Annotated in this window: 21 protein-coding genes; 10 read left to right on the top strand and 11 right to left on the bottom strand. The window is 46.5% G+C overall.

Going from position 1 to position 23499, the window contains the following annotated elements:
• Positions 1 to 50 precede the first annotated feature (50 nt).
• On the bottom strand, positions 51 to 341 hold the full coding sequence (locus NSQ38_RS30095; RefSeq protein ID WP_338591651.1) for a hypothetical protein: 291 nt from the start codon (positions 339 to 341) through the stop codon (positions 51 to 53).
• Between the two features lie 436 nt (positions 342 to 777).
• On the opposite strand from NSQ38_RS30095, the gene NSQ38_RS30090 reads away from it, so the two are divergent.
• Positions 778 to 2847 carry a hypothetical protein gene (locus NSQ38_RS30090; RefSeq protein ID WP_339785875.1) on the top strand — a complete coding sequence of 690 codons (2070 nt, stop codon included), beginning with the start codon at positions 778 to 780 and terminating at the stop codon, positions 2845 to 2847.
• A 47-nt stretch (positions 2848 to 2894) separates the two neighbouring features.
• On the opposite strand, the gene NSQ38_RS30085 is transcribed toward NSQ38_RS30090, so the two are convergent.
• Entirely contained in the window at positions 2895 to 4610 is a 1716-nt protein-coding gene (locus NSQ38_RS30085; protein WP_339785873.1) for a sigma 54-interacting transcriptional regulator, read from the bottom strand.
• A 451-nt stretch (positions 4611 to 5061) separates the two neighbouring features.
• Here NSQ38_RS30085 and NSQ38_RS30080 point away from each other — a divergent pair, with 451 nt between their 5' ends.
• A complete protein-coding gene (locus NSQ38_RS30080) occupies positions 5062 to 6129 on the top strand; it encodes a hypothetical protein (RefSeq protein WP_339785870.1) in 1068 nt (355 codons plus the stop codon).
• A gap of 229 nt (positions 6130 to 6358) precedes the next feature.
• Here NSQ38_RS30080 and NSQ38_RS30075 read toward each other — a convergent pair whose 3' ends face one another.
• Entirely contained in the window at positions 6359 to 7282 is a 924-nt protein-coding gene (locus NSQ38_RS30075) for a proline dehydrogenase family protein (protein WP_339785869.1), read from the bottom strand.
• A gap of 214 nt (positions 7283 to 7496) precedes the next feature.
• Between NSQ38_RS30075 and pruA the strand changes: the two genes are divergently transcribed.
• Together pruA and rpoN are read left to right on the top strand one after the other, a co-directional pair.
• Positions 7497 to 9044 (top strand): L-glutamate gamma-semialdehyde dehydrogenase, encoded by a 1548-nt coding sequence (pruA, locus tag NSQ38_RS30070; protein WP_339785868.1) that lies wholly within the window; start codon positions 7497 to 7499, stop codon positions 9042 to 9044.
• Between the two features lie 128 nt (positions 9045 to 9172).
• Positions 9173 to 10477, top strand: a complete 1305-nt coding sequence (gene rpoN / locus NSQ38_RS30065) for an RNA polymerase factor sigma-54 (RefSeq protein WP_339785867.1) — start codon at positions 9173 to 9175, stop codon at positions 10475 to 10477.
• A 124-nt stretch (positions 10478 to 10601) separates the two neighbouring features.
• Here rpoN and NSQ38_RS30060 read toward each other — a convergent pair whose 3' ends face one another.
• On the bottom strand, positions 10602 to 12035 hold the full coding sequence (locus NSQ38_RS30060) for an aspartate ammonia-lyase (RefSeq protein ID WP_339785864.1): 1434 nt from the start codon (positions 12033 to 12035) through the stop codon (positions 10602 to 10604).
• A gap of 334 nt (positions 12036 to 12369) precedes the next feature.
• Between NSQ38_RS30060 and NSQ38_RS30055 the strand changes: the two genes are divergently transcribed.
• The 3 genes from NSQ38_RS30055 to NSQ38_RS30045 all read left to right on the top strand — a co-directional run bounded on the left by NSQ38_RS30055 (position 12370) and on the right by NSQ38_RS30045 (position 15671).
• Positions 12370 to 13647, top strand: coding sequence for a methyl-accepting chemotaxis protein (locus NSQ38_RS30055; RefSeq protein WP_017690252.1), 1278 nt, complete (start codon positions 12370 to 12372; stop codon positions 13645 to 13647).
• Positions 13648 to 13845: 198 nt separating this feature from the next.
• Entirely contained in the window at positions 13846 to 14691 is an 846-nt protein-coding gene (locus NSQ38_RS30050; RefSeq protein WP_339785861.1) for a hypothetical protein, read from the top strand.
• A 272-nt stretch (positions 14692 to 14963) separates the two neighbouring features.
• Positions 14964 to 15671 (top strand): hypothetical protein, encoded by a 708-nt coding sequence (locus NSQ38_RS30045; RefSeq protein ID WP_339785859.1) that lies wholly within the window; start codon positions 14964 to 14966, stop codon positions 15669 to 15671.
• Between the two features lie 148 nt (positions 15672 to 15819).
• Here the strand turns inward: NSQ38_RS30045 and NSQ38_RS30040 are convergent, their stop codons facing one another.
• Complete coding sequence (locus tag NSQ38_RS30040; RefSeq protein WP_074093825.1) at positions 15820 to 16794, bottom strand: ring-cleaving dioxygenase; 975 nt, start codon at positions 16792 to 16794, stop codon at positions 15820 to 15822.
• 455 nt (positions 16795 to 17249) lie between these two features.
• Between NSQ38_RS30040 and NSQ38_RS30035 the strand changes: the two genes are divergently transcribed.
• A complete protein-coding gene (locus NSQ38_RS30035; RefSeq protein ID WP_339785857.1) occupies positions 17250 to 18011 on the top strand; it encodes a TIGR02206 family membrane protein in 762 nt (253 codons plus the stop codon).
• 139 nt (positions 18012 to 18150) lie between these two features.
• On the opposite strand, the gene NSQ38_RS30030 is transcribed toward NSQ38_RS30035, so the two are convergent.
• The 3 genes from NSQ38_RS30030 to NSQ38_RS30020 form a co-directional block, all read right to left on the bottom strand.
• Positions 18151 to 18945 carry an SDR family NAD(P)-dependent oxidoreductase gene (locus NSQ38_RS30030; protein WP_036612094.1) on the bottom strand — a complete coding sequence of 265 codons (795 nt, stop codon included), beginning with the start codon at positions 18943 to 18945 and terminating at the stop codon, positions 18151 to 18153.
• Positions 18946 to 19148: 203 nt separating this feature from the next.
• Positions 19149 to 19412, bottom strand: coding sequence for a YqkE family protein (locus tag NSQ38_RS30025; RefSeq protein ID WP_036612099.1), 264 nt, complete (start codon positions 19410 to 19412; stop codon positions 19149 to 19151).
• Positions 19413 to 19896: 484 nt separating this feature from the next.
• Positions 19897 to 20544, bottom strand: coding sequence for a peptidylprolyl isomerase (locus tag NSQ38_RS30020; protein ID WP_339785854.1), 648 nt, complete (start codon positions 20542 to 20544; stop codon positions 19897 to 19899).
• A gap of 257 nt (positions 20545 to 20801) precedes the next feature.
• Between NSQ38_RS30020 and NSQ38_RS30015 the strand changes: the two genes are divergently transcribed.
• Complete coding sequence (locus tag NSQ38_RS30015; protein WP_339790789.1) at positions 20802 to 22016, top strand: MFS transporter; 1215 nt, start codon at positions 20802 to 20804, stop codon at positions 22014 to 22016.
• A gap of 102 nt (positions 22017 to 22118) precedes the next feature.
• Here the strand turns inward: NSQ38_RS30015 and NSQ38_RS30010 are convergent, their stop codons facing one another.
• The 3 genes from NSQ38_RS30010 to NSQ38_RS30000 all read right to left on the bottom strand — a co-directional run bounded on the left by NSQ38_RS30010 (position 22119) and on the right by NSQ38_RS30000 (position 23005).
• A complete protein-coding gene (locus tag NSQ38_RS30010; protein WP_339785851.1) occupies positions 22119 to 22310 on the bottom strand; it encodes a hypothetical protein in 192 nt (63 codons plus the stop codon).
• Positions 22311 to 22349: 39 nt separating this feature from the next.
• The gene (locus tag NSQ38_RS30005) at positions 22350 to 22721 is read right to left on the bottom strand and encodes a hypothetical protein (protein ID WP_036611534.1); all 372 of its coding nucleotides are present in this window, start codon (positions 22719 to 22721) and stop codon (positions 22350 to 22352) included.
• A 122-nt stretch (positions 22722 to 22843) separates the two neighbouring features.
• Positions 22844 to 23005, bottom strand: coding sequence for a hypothetical protein (locus tag NSQ38_RS30000; protein WP_017690239.1), 162 nt, complete (start codon positions 23003 to 23005; stop codon positions 22844 to 22846).
• A 145-nt stretch (positions 23006 to 23150) separates the two neighbouring features.
• Here NSQ38_RS30000 and NSQ38_RS29995 point away from each other — a divergent pair, with 145 nt between their 5' ends.
• Positions 23151 to 23432 (top strand): hypothetical protein, encoded by a 282-nt coding sequence (locus tag NSQ38_RS29995; protein ID WP_017690238.1) that lies wholly within the window; start codon positions 23151 to 23153, stop codon positions 23430 to 23432.
• Positions 23433 to 23499: the final 67 nt, after the last annotated feature.

Here is a 23499-nt window from a genome sequence, read left to right as displayed (position 1 = left end):
AGGGATGCAACACAGACTGTGCATCGATCTTACACTACCTTGTGCACAGTCTAGCAATTTTTACTAATCCGCCGGGTATGTTGTAATGAAGCAGGCAGGCGTTGCAGGGTGGAAGTGGAGCGTCGGCCCCGATACAGCTTCGTTTGACCGGAGGAAGGTGCCAGTGATAATGAAGAAGGAGCAGCCAGCCGATACGGGGGTGACGACCGGTCGGGACGTCCTTCCTGTTCTGCTTCATTGTCCTCCATTGAAATGCCACTTTGGTGCAGCCATTCATTAAGTCGTTTGGGATTGATTCCAAGTTGTCCGCTCAGATTACAGATATCGAGGTTTATTCTCACACAAATCCGCCTTTCCTGGAATATCGGGCTGGTAGTAGGGTATGAAAGGGAAGCATGAATTCGAGATCAGTAAATGCTCATATGCATGTTGGCTGTGCTTGATCGGCGGAATGATTCATTAAGTTAAGAAAAAGCGTGGAGGCGTCTATATACCGTGTTAAACGTTTCCATGTCCGCTGTTTTGAATATTTACTATAAATTGGCTTTTAACAAGATTCTATCACTTCACATGCAATTGCGCGTCTCAATATAGTCTCAATTTTGTGAGAAAATAGAATCAATTTCATAATACCTTCAGCTGCTTCAATCAAAGGTAGATATAGATCAAAACGATTCAATTTGTCTATGTCTAGTTACAAAATTGATAGTTTACTGAGTTATGAAATTGATTCAAAAAATATATTAAAAGTACCAGTATCTAGTACGGAGGACATATATGGGAAACAGTAGTGAGGCTCAATACGACAAATATGTTGAGGATGGCAAACGTTTCATTGGTCGAGCCAAGGAACTGAAGACACTGGAGCGGTGGTTCAATCATCCGGAAGCCCCATTAACCATATTTTCAATTACGGGCATGGGAGGCATTGGTAAATCTTCCTTGCTTTCAGAGATGTTATCTGTCTCTCGGGATCGAGGTGCGACGGCAATCTGGATGGATGGTCGATCATGTGGGGCGACTCCTTCCGTCTTTATGGATTATCTGTCCTCTACATTAGGATTGGAAACAATGGATAGTGAAGGATACCCGCGGCCATTGAGTCTGCTGAGAGACTCATCGATTGAGAAGAGATTGGTCCTGGCCGTGGATAATTATGAAGAGCTCGCTCTGTTAGAAAGCTGGTTCATGGAAGTCTTTGTATCCAAACTTCCGTTAAGAGGGATACTTGTCATTCTTGCATCACGCCCGGAACTGGCATCCACCTGGCGGACACATCCCCGATTACATCAGAGATTTATACAGATGCGGCTTCAACATTTTACAGTTGATGAGATTACGGAATACATCACGGTGGCAGGTTTTCTGAATCAAGGGATGGCAGGTACCATCACGAGAATGACCGATGGACATCCGCTGGGGCTGGCCCTTGCTGTAGAAGCTGCAGATCAGAGGAGGAATCTTCCGCAGTCCGAATGGGCTGAACTGTCACATATGATCAGTGCTCGATTATTATTGGAACTTACGACACCCCGTCTGCATCCCGTAGTGGAGGTACTAACACTGCTTGAGACAGCCAATCAGGAATTATTATCATCAGTACTGGATATGACCGTGACAAAAGAAGAGTACCACATGCTGAGACAGATGTCGTTTATCCGTTCCGGCCCGGATGGTCTTGCCCTGCATGATATGGCCAGAGTACATCTACTACGAGATTTTCGCCAGCGTGAGCCTCATCGGTTGCAGACCATGCGTATCAAGATTGTGAAGCTGCTGAAACCACTGCATGAGCAGGCGGGTCCACATGAGCGTCGCCAGATCGCCCGGAAGATGCTGTTGCTCTGTCAGGAATCCATGCTTCAATACCGCAAGTATGCAGATGTGTCCCGTGATTCCTTGTTCTCACCTCTTGAAACGATGAGAAGCGAGGATCTGCCCGTTCTGCACAGCCTGTTACAGCAATGGTGTGAGTACAGCGTGGAACCATGGCAAGCCGCATCCTATGGTCCCTTCCTGGATGAACTGGCACATCGTTATCCCGAAGGAATCGTATTAATGCGTGACAAGCTTGGGGAGACAATTGCCATGTTCATTACCATCCTTGTACATAGGGAGAGTAGTGAGTTGTTACTAAAATATTTTCCAAATGAGATGTATGAATGTTTCACACCACAGGAACTTGAGAATGACCCGGATCAGAGTGATACGCACTTTGCTTTGCTGGCTGCGGCAAGAGATGATGTGCCTGGTTATACACGAGAAGAACTGGTGGGATACATGGCACTGGATCGACTATCTCTACTGGGTGATGGTGCGCGAGCGATACTCGTTGCAACGAATCCTCATTTGAAACTGTTTTTGCAGAGCATTGGATTCCAGATGCGAAGAACCCGCACCCGTGTCTGTGACAGATTCGAGGACCGGGCGGACGTACTTGATTTGGATTTGCGTAGTGGGCAATTCGGAGAGTGGGTCATGTCTCTGCTTGATCCGGAATCAACAGAAGATCGTATACAGCCGGAAACAACGGAAGTGGATGGTGTAATCTGGACTGAACAGGATGTTCGCAAGATGTTGGGGGATCTTCGTTCCCCGGGAGAATTGCATGAATATGCTGGCAGGGTTAGAGGAGTAAAGGATGGAATCCAGTTACAGCTGTATGTCATGGATCTGTTGGAAGGCAGAGTACATGGCCTATCTCCACAGGATCAGATGCTGTTATACGCGGCCTACTGGACGCATGCTGGCAATCCAACTGCCGCAGCCCAGACGTGTTCCATGAGTCGGGCGACATTTTATCGCCATCTCAGAACAGCGCTGACTCGCTTGGCGCGGATTTTGTAGGGTTCTATTCGTTCATCATACCGATCATAACGACAAGAAGAGGCTGGTCATAGACCAAGCCTCTTCATGCGATTATAGAGCGTTGCTCTGGAGATGCCGAGTTGTTTGGCGAGTGTTCGTTTGTTGCCACCTGCTGCTTTCAGATATTGAATTAGAAGTTTCGCCTCATAAGTATCCAATTTTTGCTGGTAGGTAACGTTGGAGACAAGTTCGGAATCATCTGAATGATCTAATTCGTCCGCATTTGCAACCGTTCGAGGTTCTTGTTCTGGTTCTGCTCCCGCCAAATCCTGACGTTGTTGATTTTTGCTGTAGGCATGTGAATGAATGCCAGAATTCAGTTGAACTTCGGACTGTTCTTGCATGATGAGGGAGGTAAGGGTATCAGGCAGGTATTCCTGCTTCACCTCACCATCTGTCGTCAGAATGGTCAGGCGTTCGATCACATTTCGTAGTTCACGTACATTGCCTGGCCAATCATACTGGAACAGCAACTTGAACACTTCAGGTGGAACCAACTCAATATGACGGTTATAGAGCAATGAGAATTCTTGAAGGAACGTCTGGGTTAATTCATATATATCTTCCTTGCGCATGCGCAAAGGAGGGATCACAAGGTTAATGACATTCAGCCGATAGTAGAGATCTTCCCGGAATTGATTGCGGGCAATCATACTTAATAGATTCTGATTGGTCGCAGCGATAATCCGGCAGTTGGCCTGTTTCATGCGCGTTCCCCCCACAGGAAAGTAACTCCTCTCCTGCAACACCCGAAGCAGTTTCACTTGCAATTCCAATGGCATCTCACCGATCTCATCCAGAAAAAGAGTCCCCCCTTCGGCAAGCTCAATCTTGCCCTTTTTGCCTTTGGGATCAGCTCCGGAGAAAGCGCCTTTCTCATAACCGAATAACTCACTTTCAAACAAGGAAGCAGGGATTGCCCCACAGTTAATAGCGATGAACGGTGCAGTCTGCAATTCACGAAGATCATGAATGGCTTTGGCGAATAACTCCTTGCCTGTGCCGCTCTCTCCGAGGATAAGTACAGTAGCTGAGGTGGTACTGATCTTGCGGATGGTCTCCATGCACTGCTTGATGACCAAGCTGCTGCCCTTGATTCTGGCGAATGGATCTAATTCGGGCCGTAGCCGAGCAACGGCTTTCTCCAGATGCTGGACTTTGGAGGTCATATGTAATAGTTCCTGATGTAATCGGATTTCGGTTGTTATATCCACTTCGGCAGCAACTGCACCCACAATATGTCCATCCAGTTGGACAGGACGAGCATTAATCAGGGCGAACAGGTCGGGCCGTGGCTGATGCTGTTTGCGATAGACCGTTTCGCCGGTATATAACGTCTTGAGAGACTGTAGCCGATCTGGAGGAAAAAAGTCCGCTGCGGGTTGTCCGATGATGTCTTTTTTGCTGATCGAAAAAACATGCTCCGCGCCAGTTGTCCAGTAGGCCACCTTGGCATCTTCATTAATTAATGTCAGAGCTGAACCCGCTGTCTCCAGTGTGGTCTCAAAATAAGCTTCTATTAGGCGATGTGCATGCATCATGGCATGCAAAACATCGGATACGGCGATATATCCCAATAGGGGTCCATCATCCTGAATGAATAGATAAGAAGATGTGTCGAATAAGGAGAAGGCATCTACCAACGATGTTGATGACGGAATGGTAAGTGTGGAGAGGTCTGTATCCAGAACATCCATATCCGTACGCAATAAAGACATTAATTCTGGAAGTAAATGTTTCATCGGTATCACCTCAATTAGAACATAACTTTTGGAAACAACTTCTTTTACACAAGTTACTTACAAGTGATCTGCTTATGAAATGACTGGAGAATGATGGTTACCCACATTATAACTTTCCAAATGAGGTGTGTATATATTTTTTGACATGAAGCATACATGTTGTCGGCGCAGAAGAGATAAATGTTGGATTTTCATTTCTGGAGTTCCCTTTTATTTTTATTAAAAGAAATTAATGCTAATTTGTATGGACCATTCAATAATCTAGGTGAGGGTTGAGTTATTTAAATTGACATTCGAGTTATTTGATTAAAACTGTTATCTCTCAATCTGCTACACGGCAGTTGAAGTGATTATTCATATAGTACATGAATTGTCCACACCACTAAGAAACTTCTGAATAATGCTATATGAAGGCAATCCGCATGAAGAAGAATCAAAGGAGGGTGATGAAATGGCCATTCTATCAACTGGGCCCATTGAGAATAATATTTCAGGAATAACGGGGATCCGACCAACTCAATCCGTTACGGTCAAAATCGATAACCGGAATGCGACAGAAATGTTCACGGTGCTTCTTCGGGGCTATTACCTTAATGGAGTCAGAACATTATATGTAGAAGAACTGCTCAATGTATCACCTAATCAGGTCATCACCAAAGTTTATAATGGGAATTTTGATGCTTTTGAGTTTGTATTTTCAACCTCAGACACGGCTGCTCCAGAAGCACAAATATCCGTATGGGGTAAAGATGGCGAAGGCGAATTAGTCGCGGCTCACCGATTGGTATCCCAGGAGTTGTTGGGAGAAACGCTGAGCACAACGGGTGTGACAGGGACCACGGGCGTCACAGGAGTTACGGGTGTGACAGGGACCACAGGAGTTACTGGAGTGACAGGAGCGACGGGCATCACGGGCATCACGGGCATCACGGGCATCACGGGAAGCACCGGTGCCACCGGAGTAACAGGAGCCACGGGCGTTACAGGAGTAACAGGAGGCACTGGCGTTACGGGAGTAACAGGAAGCACTGGGGTTACCGGAACAACAGGCGTCACCGGAGTAACCGGAACGACAGGTGTCACTGGAGCAACCGGTACAGCAGGGCAAGGGTTGTCCTCGTACGCTTATATTTTTAATACATCAGCTCAAACTGTAGCTATTGAAGCGGATGTAATCTTCGACAGCAACGCAAATCTTACCGGTATTATTCACACGGCCAATACCGCTGCGATTATTATTGGTAATGCCGGGGACTATGCGGTGTTTTTCAACGTTGCAGGTGTGCAGGCAAACCAATTTACCCTTTATCAAAACGGAGCCCCTGTAGGTGGCAGTGTCTATGGTTCAGGAGCTGGCACTCAACCGAATCCAGGCATGGTCATTATTACGGCTGCTCCCGGTGATGTGCTGACATTGCGGAATCATTCCAGCGCATCAGCTGTTGGTCTGCAAACACTAGCAGGTGGAACACAGACAAATGTTAATGCTTCTATTCTTATTCAACAGTTAAGCAGTTAGCCTTTTCGAGCTTGTAATTTTGATTAATAAATGGGTGTGTCCAAAAAAATAGACATTTAAAATTGGGGATGCTAATTTTTTAGACATTAAGAGAAGAACCGGAGAAAAGGAAAGTTGGATGATCTGGTAAAGTGTTTGTACAGAAAAAACCATGTGCCCAGAAAGAAAGAGGCAGCATGGTTTTATTTTTGCTGTTTTTTATTTATATATTGATACAGCTGGAAAATAACTATCGGAACATATTCTTAACGACCATCCAGAGATTAGCCGGTTTTTCAGCCAAACGACGGGTATAGTACGGATACCACATGGTGCCATAAGGTACGTAACAACGAATGCGATAGCCTTCTTTGGCGAGACGTTCCTGTTCGCTCATGCGCAGACCATATAACATCTGAAATTCAAAGGCATCCGGCGAAATTCCCCGATCCTTGGCGTATTGTTTCGTCCAGTTAATGATGTGATCATCATGCGAGGCAACTGCAGTGTACACACCCTGATCGAGGTGATTACGAATCATCGTTTTGAATTGATGAATGACTTCAGAAGCATTCTGATAGGCGACTGATCCGGGTTCTTTGTAAGCACCTTTAACCAGACGAAGCCGAATGCCTTCCCGAATCATATCACGTGTATCTTCTTCGGTGCGATGCAGGTAGGCTTGCAATACTGTGCCTGTATTATGCAGTCCTTCCGAGTGCAGTCTTCGAACCATATCCAGCGTCGCTTGAGTAAATGGACTATCCTCCATATCAATTCGAACAAATAGATCATGCAATTTGGCTTGTGCGGCAACGGTACGGATATTTCGATAACCCTCTTCCGGGTCGAGTGCGAGGCCCATCTGGGTTGGTTTCAGCGAGACGTTGGAGTCTGCTCCTTCACGTGCAATGCCTTCTACCAGTCGTACATACTCATCCCTGTATAATGCCGCTTCGCTCATGCGGGTGATACCTTCGCCCAAGTGATCGAGCGTAGCCATAATGCCTTTATTATTGAGTATGTGGATCTCTTGGAGAGCTTCTTCCAAGGTGTTTCCTGCAATAAATTTGCCTGCCAGCTTCTTACCATATCTAATGGACAGGTTCTCTACTGCTTTGTTGCCTGCCACGGTTAATAAGGTTTTGCGATATATTTCCGTTCCCACACTCATCTTCGTTTCCTCCTTCAGCATTGTGCATCCTTAATTCAAGCAAGAAACGTGCCAGAACCAGCAAGATTCAATGTTTTTTATTTTTCAGTGAAAAATATTTCAATCTCAACCGGAGTTGGCACGGATTTTGCTACATATATTTGGTGATGAGTAACATGCAAAATAATTCAGGCGAGCAGCCAGCGAACCCCACATCCTGAAGGAGGAATCATTGATGAATATCCCTTTTGTTAACGAACCATTCACACCCTTTGCAGTCCAGGCGAACCAGGAAGCATTTGAAGACGCACTTCGTCAGGTAGAAGCTGAACTTGGGCAGGAATACCCGATTATTATTGGTGGGCAAAAAATAACAAGCAGCCGCACGTTAACTTCCGTGAATCCCGCAGCCAAAAATCAAGTTGTCGGAACGATCCATCAGGCAGATCAGGAATTGGCCGAAAAGGCCATTCAGACAGCGGCGGAGACATTCCACACATGGAAACATACTGACCCGAATGAACGGGCTCGTTATCTATACAAAGCCGCTGCCATTATGCGTCGTCGCAAGCATGAGTTCTCCGCATGGATGGTTTATGAAGCCGGCAAGACTTGGCCTGAAGCCGATGCGGATACAGCGGAAGCCATTGATTTTATGGAATTTTATGCACGGGATATGCAGCGACTGAGTGAACCGCAGCCCCTCGTGCGGATTGCAGGGGAAGATAATGAACTGAGTTATATACCGCTGGGCGTTGGTGTTGTTATTCCACCTTGGAACTTCCCGCTGGCGATTATGGCAGGCATGACCTCTGCTGCACTGGTCTCCGGCAACACGGTGGTATTAAAGCCTGCCAGCACAACTCCGGTGATTGCAGCGAAGTTTATGGAGCTGCTCGCAGAAGTTGGCCTGCCGGATGGCGTCGTGAACTTTTTACCAGGACCAGGCAGTGAAGTGGGCGATTATCTCGTGGATCATGCGCTCACCCGGTTTATCAGTTTCACCGGTTCCAGAGACGTAGGACTGAGAATTAATGAACGTGCAGCATGTACAGCACCAGGTCAGAAGTGGATTAAACGGGTCATTGCAGAGATGGGCGGCAAGGATTCCATCGTAGTAGACAGTGACAGTGATCTGGAACTCGCGGCAGAGTCCATTACCGCTTCGGCATTTGGTTTCTCAGGACAGAAATGTTCGGCGTGTTCCCGTGCCATTATTCATAAGGATGTATATGATGAAGTATTGCAAAAAGTGATTGAACGGACACAGAAACTGACGATGGGCAGTCCACTCGAAGTTGGCAGTCAGGTTGGGCCGGTTATCGATGACAAGGCATATGCAAAGATCACGGAATATATTGAAATTGGCAAGGGTGAGGGGCGTCTTGTGCACGGTGGCGGTACAGGGAACGTTGAAGGTTATTTCATTGAACCAACCATAATTGCCGATGTGGACCCGAAAGCCCGAATTGCTCAGGATGAGATTTTTGGACCTGTGCTTGCGTTCATCAAAGCAGAATCTTTCCAGGATGCATTGGATATCGCCAATAATACAGACTATGGTCTGACCGGCGCGGTGATTTCACGTAATCGTGAACATCTGGAACAGGCAAGACGCGAATACTTTGCGGGTAATCTGTATTTCAACCGGAAATGTACCGGAGCACTGGTAGGCACACATCCATTTGGCGGATTCAACATGTCAGGCACGGATTCCAAGGCAGGTGGAAGAGACTATCTGTTGTTGTTTACCCAGGCAAAGCTGGTATCGGAGAAATACTAGACAGAAACCCATGATCCGACTAAAAACTTCTTACATTTGCTTGAATAGTATGCTATTATCCCTGCAAATCCTTTTGTTCGTATAAGAAACATAGATGCTTATTGCCGAAGGCATAAGGAGGGTAACGGATGTTAGGTGTTCAGTTGGTGCAGGAACAACGTATTCGGCTGTCCATCACGCCGGAGATGAAACAATCCTTTCATTTGCTAACCATGTCTGGCCAGGATCTGACTCGTTACTTGCTGGACGCAGCAGAGGAAAATCCAGTACTTGAACTGGAAGAACAAGCTGCGCCCCTCGCCCGGATTCCGCGGCGAATGGATCAGCGCAGGTATGATTCCTACGATCCGCTGCTTCAGGCCAAAGGTGCTGAACCTACTCTGGAACAATTGCTGATTACGCAAATTCGAGTGATGACAATTCCAGACGAATTGGAAAATATGGCAGTATATTTGGCAGGGTGCGTTAATCATGATGGTTATCTGACGGTTGAACTGGCAGAGGTGCAAGCAACACTTGAGCTTCCGATGGGCAAGATTGCAGCGGGACTGGAGCTTCTCCAATCGCTGGACCCTGCTGGTGTAGGGGCGCGGAATCTGCAAGAATGTCTGTTGCTCCAGATCAGACGTGATCCATTGGCTGTTCAGTACGCTGAACGTATGGTGGAAGCCGGATTGGAAGCACTGGTTCCTTTTCACCCAGGTAGAACAGGACGTCGATTAGGCATGACTTCGCAAGAGGCTCAGACTGCCTATGACTATATTGCACGTCTCGATCCCAAGCCCTGTCGATCCATCGGATGTACAGAACGGCCACATTACATTATTCCGGATGCCATTGTTGGGGTGCGTAACGGTGAGGTCCATTATAGTTTGCATGCAGCAGGTAACCCTCGTGTATCGATGAATGAAGTGTGCTTCCGCTGGATCAGGGAAGAGGCTCCTGACGAAATCTGGGCAACCCGAGCGGCAGAGGCGAGGGCTATCATTCGGAGTGTACACTTGCGGCGCAGGACTTTAGTGCGTGTGCTGGCGGTAGTGATGGAAGAGCAGAAGCACTTTTTGGTCAAAGGCCCATCCGGGCTAAAACCGCTTAATCTGGGTGTTATTGCAGAGAAGATTGGCATGCATGAATCAACGGTAAGTCGTGCGGTGAACGGTAAATACATTGAGACCCCACATGGTGTATATGAACTCAGGGCTTTTTTTGCCTCGGGAATCAGTACAACGTCAGGGGATAAAACATCGGCATCAGCGGTAAAACGCAGATTAAAAGAAATCATTCGCATGGAACAGGCTCAGCGTCCATACTCGGATAGTCATTTGGCCACACTGCTGGCCGAGGAGGGGATTGTCATCTCCCGCAGAACGGTTGCCAAGTACAGGGAGGAACTTCAGATTCTGCCTTCCCTTGAGCGTAAACGGTGGATTTAATTGAATAGCTGGCGTCTTATCATCTCTGAATACAAGAACCCCCGCAAACCGGATGAATGGTCTGCGAGGGTTCTTGTTAATTATTCGTTCGTGTTTGGGTTGCTGCATCAGTTTTCCTGATTACCTACAAACGTTCCATATTACGCAAGAAGTGTTCTCCGGCAATCCCTGGTGTAGTCATCTGTTCCGGATGAAGAATCTCTTCCAGTTCTTCCGGTGTCAGCAATCCGCGTTCGAGAATAATCTCTTGCAAGGAAAGTCCAGTCTTGAGCGCTTCCTTCACGATGGAAGCTGCCACATTATAACCTAAGTGCGGATTCAACGCCGTAACCACACTGAAACTTTGCTTCATGATTAATTCGCAGCGTTCACGGTTAGCTTCCATCTCTTCAACTGCATAACGTGTGAACACATCGATGCCGTTATTCATAATTTTCAGCGATTGCAGCAAGTTGAACGCAATAACTGGGCCCATGACATTCAGCTCGAATTGACCGGCTTCACACGCCATACAGATCGTATGGTCGTTCCCCATCACCTGGAAGGATACCTGGTTAATGACTTCCGCCATAACCGGGTTGACTTTGCCCGGCATAATGGACGAACCTGGCTGACGTGGTGGCAGGCGCAGTTCATTGAATCCTGCACGTGGACCTGAAGCCATCATGCGAATATCATTACAGATTTTGGACAGGCTGACTGCACATACCTTCAGCGCCGCTGAAAGTTCCAGATAGGCATCCGTGTTCTGTGTTGCATCCACGAGATCCTCAGCAGTTTGCAGGGGCAATCCGGTAACATCAGACAGGTGTTCCGTAACCTTAACGATATATTCGGGTTTGGCATTAAGTCCAGTACCTACCGCAGTTGCACCCATGTTAATGGTAAGCAGGCGGCGATTGGCGAATTCAAGACGCTCAATATCCCGTCCGATTACACGGGCATAAGCTCCGAATTCTTGTCCAAGGCGAATAGGTACGGCATCCTGAAGATGGGTACGGCCAACCTTGACCACATCGTTGAATTCCACTTCTTTTTTACGGAACGCATCCTGTAGTCTTCTCATGGTAGCGAGTAACGTCTCCGACAGTTGGTACGCCGCAATGCGCAGTGCTGTAGGAACCACGTCATTAGTAGATTGGGACATGTTCACATGATTATTGGGATTGCAATGGAAGTAGTCTCCCTTGCTTTTGGTTAACAGTTCCAGCCCGCGGTTGGCCAAAATTTCGTTCATATTCATATTCATGGAGGTGCCTGCACCGCCCTGAATGGAGTCTACAATAAAATGATCCAGATGATGGCCTTTCATCATTTCTTCAGCCGCCATGACGATCACCTCGCCAATCTTGCTTGGCAGCATCTTCAACTCCATGTTGGTAATCGCTGCTGCCTTCTTCACCGCAGCCAGAGCCGTGATCAGCTCCCGGTGTACCGGAACGCCGGTAATCGGGAAGTTTTCCACGGCCCGTACCGTCTGAATTCCGTAATAAGCATAAGCCGGGATTTCTTTTTCACCGATAAAATCTTTCTCCGTCCGTGTGGACATAGTAGACATCTCGTTCGCCTCCAGTGGCATCAATAAAAATAGTTCGGCTCCAGCGTTGCTGAAGCGCACTCAGTATATCATTTAAGCAAAATGGATGCCAATCTAAATCATTTGGCCTCTTGTGCCGATAATAAATAAAATTAGGGATTTTAAATGGAATATTATTCAATTTTTAAGAAAGGGAGGGGCGGCCAAGCTTGTCTTATACATTATGCGCTTTATGGTAGAGAAGTCATGCATGAACGGCAAGTATGGGGGAAATAGAACGGTTTCAGTGATGTATATCACATGAAATTTGGTACATGATTGGTAAAATAGGAAAAAAGGACTACGGGGTGTGCACATGAAATGGACTTTAGGAGCAAAGACTGTCGCAGGTCTGGTACTGATTTCGATTATTACCTACGGAACTAGCGGCTTTTTTATATTTTTTGTCAAAGACTGGATTACGTTAGATATTCCGAATTGGGTATACATATCGATTATCCTGATCATGGGAGTATGCTGGAACGGGATTCTGGGATGGTTTGCTTCACGCTGGCTGACTCGTCCAATCGTCCACCTGTCCCGGGCTGCGCAACAGGTTTCAGCGGGTGATCTGACAACCGAAATTCCGCAGCGACGCACGCAAGATGAACTTACCGTATTATATGATGCTTTTCGCGCAATGGTTTCTAACCTTCGAAGTATTGTAAATGATATTGCAGACAGTACAAGAACGACTTCACAGAACGCACAGTCTCTGAGTGAAGCGATTACCCAGGCCGCCGAACAGATCGAGATGATGTCGGATGCGGTAGATCATATTGCGGTAGGCGTAGAAGAGCAGAAGGTTACTTCCCATCAATCTCTGATCACTGCGGATGAGATGCTGAACGATTTCCAGCGTATGCATAGCCAGTCCATGGACATGACAGAGATGTCCGGTCAGATGGAACGATCGGTGGATCATACAAAACAGACTTTCTCATCGTTGATGAAAGGGATGGACGAGCTGGCCGAGTCGCACAATCGTTCCCGCGACATTATGCTGTTGCTGGAGAAGGAAGCCTCCGATATCGAGGTAATTACCCAATCTGTCAAAAACATCGCTGAGGAAACAGGGTTACTTGCCCTGAATGCTTCCATTGAGGCTGCACGAGCTGGCGAAGAAGGTTCTGGTTTTGCAGTCGTGGCGCAGCAGATCCGCAAGCTGGCAGACGAAAGTAAGGAATCGGTACACCGTATTAATGAGCTGATTAGTCGTGTGCAGCAGCGGATCAGGGAGACAGCCCAACTGTCTCATGAGCAGCATGGTCTCGTGGTTAATGAATCGGAGCGGACCGTCTCTGTGGATCAGACGTTGCATGAACTGACAGGAACGGTGGAAGTATTTATGAAGGGTGCGCATGATATCGGTTCCAAGATTGCAGAACAGACTGGTCGCGTGGAACAAACGCACGGTCATGTGAAGAAGATCCAGGGGAAAGCCGGATCGTTCTCGGATGAGGCGAGACGAATTATGGATGCCGCACACGAAGAGACAGCCATCATGGAGGAGATTTCATCCTCGGCGGAAGAACTGAGACAATTAACCGATCGGTTATTGGACAAAACCAAAGCATTCCGAATGCAGCCTTAAGCTGTGTTCGGGATTTTTTTTGTTTTTGGAGAACAGTTTTGGTATGATAATTTGCTTATTCTGGTTAAAGCCGAACGTTCTTTCGTGAAAACGGAAATTTGTAAAGATTATTTTATGAAAGATTAACAAATTCGCAACTTGCAGGCGATAAATGAAGATATAATAGGATTATCACAACAGATAAAGGAGCCCAGTATATTGAAAACTTGGACAGGTATCCTGCTGATGATTATTTTGGCGGTAGCTACGATTAGTACAACTTCGGCTGCCAGAACCATGAATGAATCGCAAAAACAGCTTAATATAGATGATCAATCCAGCCAGACCGCAGAGGTCGAGGCTTCCAATATAGATAAACTGCATGACACAGCGAAGACAACACAGGAATCCATTCCTGTGAAAGATGAATACGTTTCGGTAGCTCCAGAGAATGAGAACGTCAGATTATACCCTATGAAAGTTGAAGGTTCAGGATATATATACAACGGAATGATTTTGGAAGTGGACGGCAAGACAAGAGAATTTAGTGATTGGCAGGGAGAAGGCGGGTCTTACAAACCCGAAGTGCACGAGCTGGATCTGAATGGAGACGGCCAGAAAGAAATAATCGTTTTGTACACGGAAGGTCATGGAACAGGTATTTATTTGGGACAAGCACGTATCATTGATCCGGTAACGCTGGAAGAGATGAAGATGCAATCTCTGGATGAGATTGCAAAACAGCATGTGAAGTCGAAAGTTACGGTTAGATCAGACCGCGTGGATGTTGATGTCGCCGTTGATGGCGTCCAAGCAGAACCTTTACGGATCGAGGGAGATACGAGTGGCGGCGTATATAACGAAGAGTTGGGATTTGGTGGAGTAACCTATTACAGTGTGGAGGATGGCCAACTTGTCGTATCAGCAGCAGGATCTTATGGTGCAGCTTTATATGCTGGTGATCTGACATTTGCTTATGAGTATCAAGATGGCGAGTGGAAGGCTGTAGATTTGAAGTACAGCATGGAAGTGTATGAAGAAGAATATTATGAATCTTTTGATTGATATCATTCTGTTGAAATCGTAGTGCAGCGGGGATTGGAAGTAGTTCTCAAAGTGTGGGGGTTAGTGAGCATCTGATAAGAATATCTTCCTTTCTATCTTTGCGGACAGTAAGGAACAGGGCGAGGCTGAAAAAAATCGGGACATACAGCCTCGTTTTGTGCTGCTCGGAAATAGGCAATGTGTACTAAAAGCGTAGGAAACAATTGACATTATCACTTTAGTGGTTTAAATGTATAAAGGACAAATCATTTTAACATTCAGGAGGGATTTTGATGAAGAAAAAGGTTGTACTGGGTTTGATGGTAGGCACATTAACTCTTGGGATCGGGACGGGTGCACTCGCAGCAACAGGGTTGGAACAGATTAAAGCCTATCTAAACAGCAAGATTACGCTGAAAATGAATGGTGCCACGGTGACAGCCAAAGATGCCAATGGTAAAACGGTGTTGCCTATCACTTACAACGGAACGACTTATTTGCCTGTGCGTGCTGTGGGATCATTGCTTGGGACAGAGATCACTTATGACAGTGCAACTTCATCCGTCCTGATTGGCGGAACGAATGGATCTGCGCCCGTAACCAACGGAAAAGTAACGCTGAGTGCACTTGGAACATCCGTACTGGGATCTACTGCTTGGCACACCAAAGATCCTAAGGATACCACATATAAAGGCAAGGATTACAAGGATGTTTATCTGCATAATGATCCTACGAAACAGGGGGATGATATCCAGATTAATACGGGTAAAAAGTATTCTTCTCTGCACTTGGAACTTGCCGCGCTAACAGGAAATCAGGAGATTCATATCTATGATCAGGATCTCGCGACACTCAAAAAGTTCAATATCACTCCAGAAAACGGTATGATGAGTCTGGATGTGGATGTTAAAGGTACAGACGCTGTCTATGTCGAGATTGTATCTGAAGATCCGGGTTCGGCTCTGTTTGTACCGCTCACAACATCGTATCTGACGAAGTAAAACACAATCTGCAAGTTTGCCACGTTACAGAAGGGGCAAGGCAAACATAAACATAAAAAACGATGATTCACTAGGCAATTTCTGAACCGTATCCGTTATTCAGAGTTGCCTGGTGAACATCGTTTTTATTTTTGTTTTGTTACGAATATTAGCGGATCATGGTATCCAGTGGTTTCAGGTTCGCTTCAATCTCAGCGCGGCGTCCTTCTAGAAACGGAGGCAGCGCCAGTGATTCACCCAGATGCTCCAATTCTTCGTCTGTATCAAATCCCGGACCATCGGTTGCAAGTTCGAACAAAATACCATTTGCTTCACGGAAATATAGGGAGCGGAAGTAGAAGCGATCTACAAACCCTGAGTTAGGGAATTGGAAGTTATGAACCCGTTCCACCCATTGTTTGAGTTCTTCCTCATTATCCACACGGAACGCAACATGGTGTACGCTGCCACGTCCAGGACGCTCTTGGGCAAGGTCATTCCGTTCCTCAACATGAACCTCGGAGCCGCTGCCACCTTCGCCGGATTCAAAAACGAGTACATCAGGCTGACCTGGAGTAAAGGCAGGGTAACTTCCTTTAGCTCTGAAACCGAGCAGTTCGGTAAGAACCGGAGCGGTAAGGGAAGCATCTTTTACCGTAAGATGGATAGGGCCTAGGCCTACAATGCCATACTCGGCAGGTACAGGGCTCTGATCCCATGGTTTACCACCAGCGACACCTGTATTGTTTTCATCCGAGACCAGAATCAGACGTTGTCCTTCAAAGTCTGTGAACGAGAGCGTGGCACGGCCACCCCGTTCAACAATCTCTCCATGTGGGACTTCGAATTCGTCAAAACGTTGCTGCCAGTACGTAAGTGCCGCATCACTTGGAACGCGCAGTGACGTTCCAGATATGCTGTTCACCCCTTCACGAGTCTGTCCGGCCATCGGAATCTCGAAGAAGGTAAGTTCGGTACCCGGATTACCTTTCTCATCGCCATAGAAGAGATGGTAGACGGACACGTCGTCCTGGTTGACCGTTTTTTTAATGAGGCGCAGACCCATGATATTAGTGTAGAAACGATAGTTCTGATCGGCATGTGCTGTTAGAGCTGATACGTGGTGAAGTCCTTTGATTTGCATAATAATTCCTCCTAATTAGGTTATACGTTCAACTAAGGATTATTTACACTGGCACTCCGATGACAGAACAACCTTCCGATCGCTGTTATCCCCAGATTTTTTGATCCTTTTTAAAAGGGGAAATCCGGGGATAGCATATGCTTCCGATGTAGCTTTCTTTCAGAAAGCTTTTAGGCGAACGCTCCGCTTCTTCAGGTTTTTTCTGTCCTCTCCGTTATCATGTAAATGTTTAGTTGAACATTTGTTGAGTGCTGTATTTGTATTATTTCGATTAAGAAAGTTACTAACTTTTCGTTTGTTTTGTTTCTGAATTTATCTTAACATAAAGATATTTAAATTACAATGCTTATTTAGAATTCCAACTGGACAGTAATTTCATTCAATGGCAAAATGAAAAAGTTAACATTAAAGAGAGATAATGTTGGTGAGATGCTTGTAAAGGAGAGAAGAGATGCATGGCGTATCCACCATGGCTGGACCCTTATGACGCAGAGCCGTTTATTCTGTTCTCCACTTCACATATCGTTTCCATTAGCGTAATTACAGCAATGATTGTACTGCTGTTTTTGCTTCGACACCATCTTCGATCATGGTCAGAGAGGGCACGCCGCATACTGCGGATTGTTCTGGCCTGCATCATGTTTGCCTGCGAAATCATGCTGCAGCTCTGGTATGTGTACGGAGGGATATGGAGCCTGCAGACGTCACTGCCACTCGAACTATGCAGTCTGTCTCTGCTATTATCGGCGTTGTTACTACTGACACGCAGTCGACTGTTACATTCTGCACTGCTGTTTGCAGGCATTGCTGGAGCCCTTATGGCGATCCTGACTCCTAATCTGGGTTATGGTTATGCACATTTTCGATTCATTCAATTTTTCGTCGCTCATGCCTGCATCATTCTGGCTTTACTCTACATGACCTGGGTGGAACAGCTGCGACCTAGCTGGAGATCTGTAGCAGGTTCGATGATATTTGTGAATGTGGCAGCATTAATCGTATATGTTGTAGATGTCATGCTTGACGCGAATTATATGTTTTTGAGACACAAGCCGAGTACACCCTCGGTGCTTGATATGTTAGGTCCGTATCCCATGTACATCCTTGGGGAAGAGATACTTGCGCTTGTTTTGTTCTCACTAATGTACATTTTGCTCTTTGCCATTCCAGACCGGTTGAAGCATCGTGTGAAAAAAGGTAAAAGTTCCGCGGTGTAGTGATAATCCTTGTAGTTGCAACTGCGCAGGATTATAAACTTCTTATAAATAAAACATCCCGCAGTAATCTGACTGGATCAGATCGCTTGCGGGATGTTTGGGCGTTGTCCCTGAAAGGGGGCCAACTTATATTTATATTTTATCCACGGAGCAGAGATTCCGCACCATCCACATAGATTCGTGTACCTGTAACATGAGAGGCTTCATCGGAAGCAAGGAACAGAACGAGGTTTGCCACTTGCTTCGACGTTCCAGGTTCGCCCTTGAGCGGATGTTCATGACCCTCAGGGAATTCAACAGGAATCTGTACTTCTTTCAGATCATCCGACGGGTAGGTGTTATCATCGATGTTGGTATCGATGGCTCCTGGGCAGACGGCGTTTACACGGATCTTATAACGAGCCAGCTCCAGTGCAGCCATCTTCGTAAACGCAGTTTGTCCCGCTTTGCTGGAAGCGTATGCAGAGAAACCGATCCCTGAGAAGACCCGGTTACCGTTGATAGAACTGGTGATAATGATGCTTCCGCCGTGTTCTTTCAGATGGGGGATGGCATATTTGACGGTTGCGAAGGTTCCGCGCATATTGATCTCCATCGTCTGGTCCCAGTCCTCGATTTCCATCGTTTCAATCGGGGCCATCGTTCCGTTAATGCCGGCATTCGCAAATATGATATCCAGTTTACCCGCTTCAGCCGCAGCCTGATTGATCGCCTTTTGCACATTGTCCGGTTTGGAGATATCACATTCGATCACATACGCTTCTCCGCCAGCCTTTTCAATCGTCTGCTTGGTTTCCTCCGCATTTTCGGGTGTGCGATCCAGCATGTACACTTTGGCCCCATGCTCGGCGAAACGAATAGCGGTAGCCTGACCAATCCCCGATCCACCTCCGGTTACAATCGCGACTTTGCCTTCCAAACGTTGTTCTGTCATCTCTGATCCCTCCATGAGTTAGATTATCGTTGTACGCTCTACTTCTAACATACCCGGCTCAAGATGCGTGAATCATATGTGTATTATCAAAAAGAACAGGACCGCAATGCGGCCCTGTTCTTTGAACAGATCATCTTCATGATCTGTCTGCTGTAATATTATTTTGGCATGTGTGAGAAGACACCCTTAGGTCATGCCCTGGTTTACTTATGTTTCTTCCAGTCCATAGCGCTGTTATTAAGCAAATATTCGAAGTCGTTATCCCGGCGCTTCTGCTCCGCTTGGCGAGCTTCTTCTGCTTGCTGACGTTCCTGCTCTTTAAGAGCCGCTTCGGCAGCCTTGGCTTCATCCGCCTGAGCTTTCAGCTTCTCCAGCACATCACTGCTAAGCAGATCCTTCAGTGTTGTGGGTTTATCCTGTGCTACTGCTGCTTTGGGAGCAGGAGTGCGTTTTTTGGATTTTGCCATAGGAAAATCTCCTTTCCAAACATGAATCAGGTTCCATTTAACGTACAGTAGTCATAGTATATCAGGTTCCCGTAAAGCATTCCATGAATCTGCGGAACAAAAGCAGGAAAACGAGGGTTGCGTGACGAATGAAAACGGGTATAAAATCATATACTATTACCGATACTGCGACTATTCCCTGGAGAAAGGAGTCGTTGTTCGTGGAAGTAAACCGTGGTTTACTGAAAGGGCTTGCATGGGGCGTTGCCTTTAGCTGCCCGTTATGGATTGCGATTATCGGCTGGTTACGTTTGATGGGATGGATGTATTGAGGATGATGCCGGAAGAGGTCATTTTTTATAAAGTCATAGATGTAACCGCTGTCATTAAAATCAAAAAATAAAGCTCTGCCTTGCGAGATTCGCAAAGGACAGAGCTTTTGTTTGTTTAGATTTCATTAACAAGTCATAACCATGGATTATCATCCGTTTGGCATGGAAGTTCATTAAGGCATTTTTACCGGCTCTGGATATTCCAGACCGTGGGTGTCTACCGTAACTTTTTTCATAACTTGATCGGAAACCGGTTTGTCAGCTTCGCCGATTTCCTGAGCTGCAATACCATCAACAACTTCCATACCTTCGGTCACTTTACCAAAAGTAGCATATGCATTATCCAAATAATCAGCATCTGCTAACATGATGAAGAATTGGGAGCCTGCGGAGTCCAAATCATTTGTACGCGCCATGGAGATAACCCCACGCGTATGATTCAGATGGTTTTTATGACCATTGGATGTAAATTCCCCTTTGATCGTATAACCTGGGCCGCCTGAACCGTTACCATTTGGATCACCACCCTGAATCATGAAGCCCGGAATGACCCGGTGAAAGATCAGGCCGTCATAGAACCCTTTATTCGCCAGTGAGATGAAGTTGTTCACCGTATTGGGGGCGATTTCGGGATATAGCTCAATGACAATCTTCTGTCCATCTGCCATTTCAATGGTAGCTACCGGATTGGGGCCCGTTGGTTCAACTGGAGCTGGTGTTTCTGTAGCGCCACTTGAAGGGCGTCCACAACCACTAATGACGATAAGCAGCATCGCGAGAACCAACGAAACTACTGTGTTTTTTTTCCACCGTAAAGACATGAAAACGTTCCTCCTTGCATCTCTGCATTATATATTTGCTCCAAAATCATATTTGGATATTTACCCAACTATCATACCGTTTTTGTGGACAGGATGGCAATGTAATACATGTGTTTATGGTGAACAAGGGATGGCCTTCATGGAATGATGGGTGTAAAATAAGGAAAATGCTTCCGCATCGGGGACGTACGGGTCTGTTCCGTCCGCTCCAACACACGGCAGTCCCGGCGTCAGTAACGGAAAGGGCGTGCGGGTATATGAACTTCTCGTGGAAGCGCAATCTGGTCATATTGTGGATTGGTGTATTTTTTTGCAGCACCGCGTATTCGATCTCGATTCCATTTCTGCCCCTGTTTCTAAGTGCTGACTTGGGGGTTCGTGATCACCTGGAATTATGGTCAGGATTGGCATTTGGCATTACGTTTCTTGCGAGTGCACTCGTGTCTCCGTTCTGGGGATCACTGGCTGACAAATACGGACGCAAGCCCATGCTGATCCGGTCGGGATACAGCCTTGCCGTCTTGTATTTAATCAATTATTTCGTGCAGGACCCGTATTCGCTGATTGTTGTTCGATTGTTTCAGGGTCTGCTTGCAGGGTTTGTTCCAGCTGCGATTGCCCTGGTAGGTACGAATACACCTGAAGAGAAGACTGGTTATGCACTTGGTATTATGTCCACTGCAGGAGCCACTGGTGGTATTATCGGACCGTTAATTGGTGGCGTGGTGAGTCATTATTATGGCAACCGGAATGCATTTTTGTTTTCGGCTATTGTTGTGTTAGTCTCAGCAATCATCGCAACCTTCTGGGTAAAAGAAGAGAACTTCAACCGGAACAAAGCTCGTTCCCACGTCATGGATGACATTCGTGAAGCGAGAGCGAATCGTTTGTTTATGACGGTGCTTGGCATGATGGGCATATGTACATTCTCCGTCATGATTCTGGAGCCACTATTGACGGTCTATGTGATGGAGATGGGCGTTCAGCCGGATCGTGCCTCACTCAGCTCGGGTATTATTTTCTCAGCGGTGGGGGTAGCAACAGTTATTATGGCGCCGCGGTGGGGCAAGATTGGTTCAAGGATTGGATACGGTAAAGTGTTGATCATTGGACTGGTTGGTGGGGCTGTAGGGAATCTTCTGCAGTTCTTTACAACAGGTTATATAGCATTCGGCATTTTAAGATTTGTGTACGGTTTATTCTTTGCGGCTGTATTTCCGGCAATTAACGCCATGATTGTGCAGGCTACCGCATCGAGTTTCCGGGGAAGGGCCTTTAGTCTGAATCAATCCGCTGCCCAGATCGGGACGATGGCGGGACCGATTATTGGTGGTGTACTTGGGGGCTGGCTGCCGATACGCTGGATATTTATTATTAATGGACTTGCACTGATCATCACTGCGATTGTAGCGAAGTGGTCAGGATTGGATCACAAACTGCCCGTGACAAGTAAGGTTTCCGCTAAGCGATGATGCTGAATCACTAAGAGTAAGTGAACTTACAGGTAACAAAAAAGATGACGCTGTGAAATTACAGACGTCATCTTTTTTAAGTCTACTACGGATCTATATAAGTTAGTCATCTGAAGAGGGCTTACGAGAAGCCTTCTCTTTAGGAATGGCATGCTCGACCGCATCACGTTGATCCTCATCCTCAAGCGCTTCGGGGAAGGAGTCCTCAGTGAACAGTCCGAAATTCGGGTCAATATCCCGTTCGGTCACGAGATTATCCGGTTCATGCACATGCTTTTGGCGATCTTCCTTCATCGTGTATGCACCTCCTCATTCAGGATGTCATAACAGCTGTTAATGTCGTGGTGGAATGTCGTTCTCTGGTTTGGCATCCGCACCAGCACCATTAAGCAGATCGGTACCATGCAGCGCATCCGGATCGGGTGCAGCAGGATCAACCGGACTGTTCGGTTGCAGAAGATCTGCATCCGGTACAGATTCCAGCGGTGTCTCAGCCAAACGTGAATCCAATTCCGGCTCGTCCACAGCGGTTGCGGCTACGGGGGCCAGATCCGAATCTTCCGTTACAATCCGTCTGCCGGAAACTTCATCAAAGGTATCCATATCGCCTTCCGGGACTTCCGTTTCTGGCGGAATATCGCGGGACCTCTGATAACGGTCATAATAGCGGTCGCTCTCTTCGTTACTAATTGGTTTGTCAGACATGAGTAACACTTCCTTTCGTTGTCGGTTGCCCAAATGTTTCTTACCCCGTAGTTACCCAAAGCGCTAGTGTTGTAATCTTGCACAGGTTATTATCTCCGGGTGTTCACTACGATATGAATGCCTTAGAATTTGGGGAATACATATTTAACCAAGAAGTATAAGAATCCGAAAAAGATAATGATATATGCGGCATATTTAATAAATGTGGAAGCGACCATACTTGAATCCGATTTATGCTGAACATCCTTATGTTCCACCTCAACCGTACGATGGGGCTCATTCATTGTAATCATCTCCTTAGCGTGTTTGTTTGCTTTGAGAAACCATTACACCCGGAACAAAGGATTGAATCGCAGCCACCGTTTTTACAGCTTTTCCTGTTTTGCCTATGTTATGATGAAGCTTGAATATGTAAGGGAGGAATTTCATGTGGACTGGTTTACACTGGGCAATATGATCACACGCATCCGTATCGGACAAAAGGCGTCCACACCCGGGTTCTCCCGTACCGTCATCCGTCGTCCGGATGGTTTGTTTTGGGTAGGCGGTATATGGTCCGGGCAAGTTGTACAGTTACGAGATTTCCTTTTCTCAGACATATGGACCATCTATGATGATGAGGAGACAGAGCAGTGGCTTGAATTTCGCAGTCAAGTTGAACAGAAAGAACGGGAAATGATAGTGAACCAGTTCGAAGACCTGCGTGATTAATCGGATAACTTTAACAATAAAATGGAAATAAGACTATAAATCGACTTAAATGTGAAATTTCATTTTA

The sequence above is a fragment of the Paenibacillus sp. FSL R7-0313 genome (genome assembly GCF_037969885.1).
GTDB lineage: Bacteria > Bacillota > Bacilli > Paenibacillales > Paenibacillaceae > Paenibacillus.
The sequence above is the reverse complement of the archived record's forward strand: the minus strand, read 5'-3'. Positions and strand labels throughout refer to the sequence as shown.

Coding starts and splice junctions, on each gene's coding strand:
- NSQ38_RS30090 (WP_339785875.1), top strand. CDS start 778: ATGGGAAACAGTAGTGAGGCTCAATACGACAAATATGTTGAGGATGGC.
- NSQ38_RS30085 (WP_339785873.1), bottom strand. CDS start 4,610: ATGAAACATTTACTTCCAGAATTAATGTCTTTATTGCGTACGGATATG.
- NSQ38_RS30080 (WP_339785870.1), top strand. CDS start 5,062: ATGGCCATTCTATCAACTGGGCCCATTGAGAATAATATTTCAGGAATA.
- NSQ38_RS30075 (WP_339785869.1), bottom strand. CDS start 7,282: ATGAGTGTGGGAACGGAAATATATCGCAAAACCTTATTAACCGTGGCA.
- pruA (WP_339785868.1), top strand. CDS start 7,497: ATGAATATCCCTTTTGTTAACGAACCATTCACACCCTTTGCAGTCCAG.
- rpoN (WP_339785867.1), top strand. CDS start 9,173: ATGTTAGGTGTTCAGTTGGTGCAGGAACAACGTATTCGGCTGTCCATC.
- NSQ38_RS30060 (WP_339785864.1), bottom strand. CDS start 12,035: ATGTCTACTATGTCCACACGGACGGAGAAAGATTTTATCGGTGAAAAA.
- NSQ38_RS30055 (WP_017690252.1), top strand. CDS start 12,370: ATGAAATGGACTTTAGGAGCAAAGACTGTCGCAGGTCTGGTACTGATT.
- NSQ38_RS30045 (WP_339785859.1), top strand. CDS start 14,964: ATGAAGAAAAAGGTTGTACTGGGTTTGATGGTAGGCACATTAACTCTT.
- NSQ38_RS30040 (WP_074093825.1), bottom strand. CDS start 16,794: ATGCAAATCAAAGGACTTCACCACGTATCAGCTCTAACAGCACATGCC.
- NSQ38_RS30035 (WP_339785857.1), top strand. CDS start 17,250: ATGGCGTATCCACCATGGCTGGACCCTTATGACGCAGAGCCGTTTATT.
- NSQ38_RS30030 (WP_036612094.1), bottom strand. CDS start 18,945: ATGACAGAACAACGTTTGGAAGGCAAAGTCGCGATTGTAACCGGAGGT.
- NSQ38_RS30025 (WP_036612099.1), bottom strand. CDS start 19,412: ATGGCAAAATCCAAAAAACGCACTCCTGCTCCCAAAGCAGCAGTAGCA.
- NSQ38_RS30020 (WP_339785854.1), bottom strand. CDS start 20,544: ATGTCTTTACGGTGGAAAAAAAACACAGTAGTTTCGTTGGTTCTCGCG.
- NSQ38_RS30015 (WP_339790789.1), top strand. CDS start 20,802: ATGAACTTCTCGTGGAAGCGCAATCTGGTCATATTGTGGATTGGTGTA.
- NSQ38_RS30010 (WP_339785851.1), bottom strand. CDS start 22,310: ATGAAGGAAGATCGCCAAAAGCATGTGCATGAACCGGATAATCTCGTG.
- NSQ38_RS30005 (WP_036611534.1), bottom strand. CDS start 22,721: ATGTCTGACAAACCAATTAGTAACGAAGAGAGCGACCGCTATTATGAC.
- NSQ38_RS30000 (WP_017690239.1), bottom strand. CDS start 23,005: ATGAATGAGCCCCATCGTACGGTTGAGGTGGAACATAAGGATGTTCAG.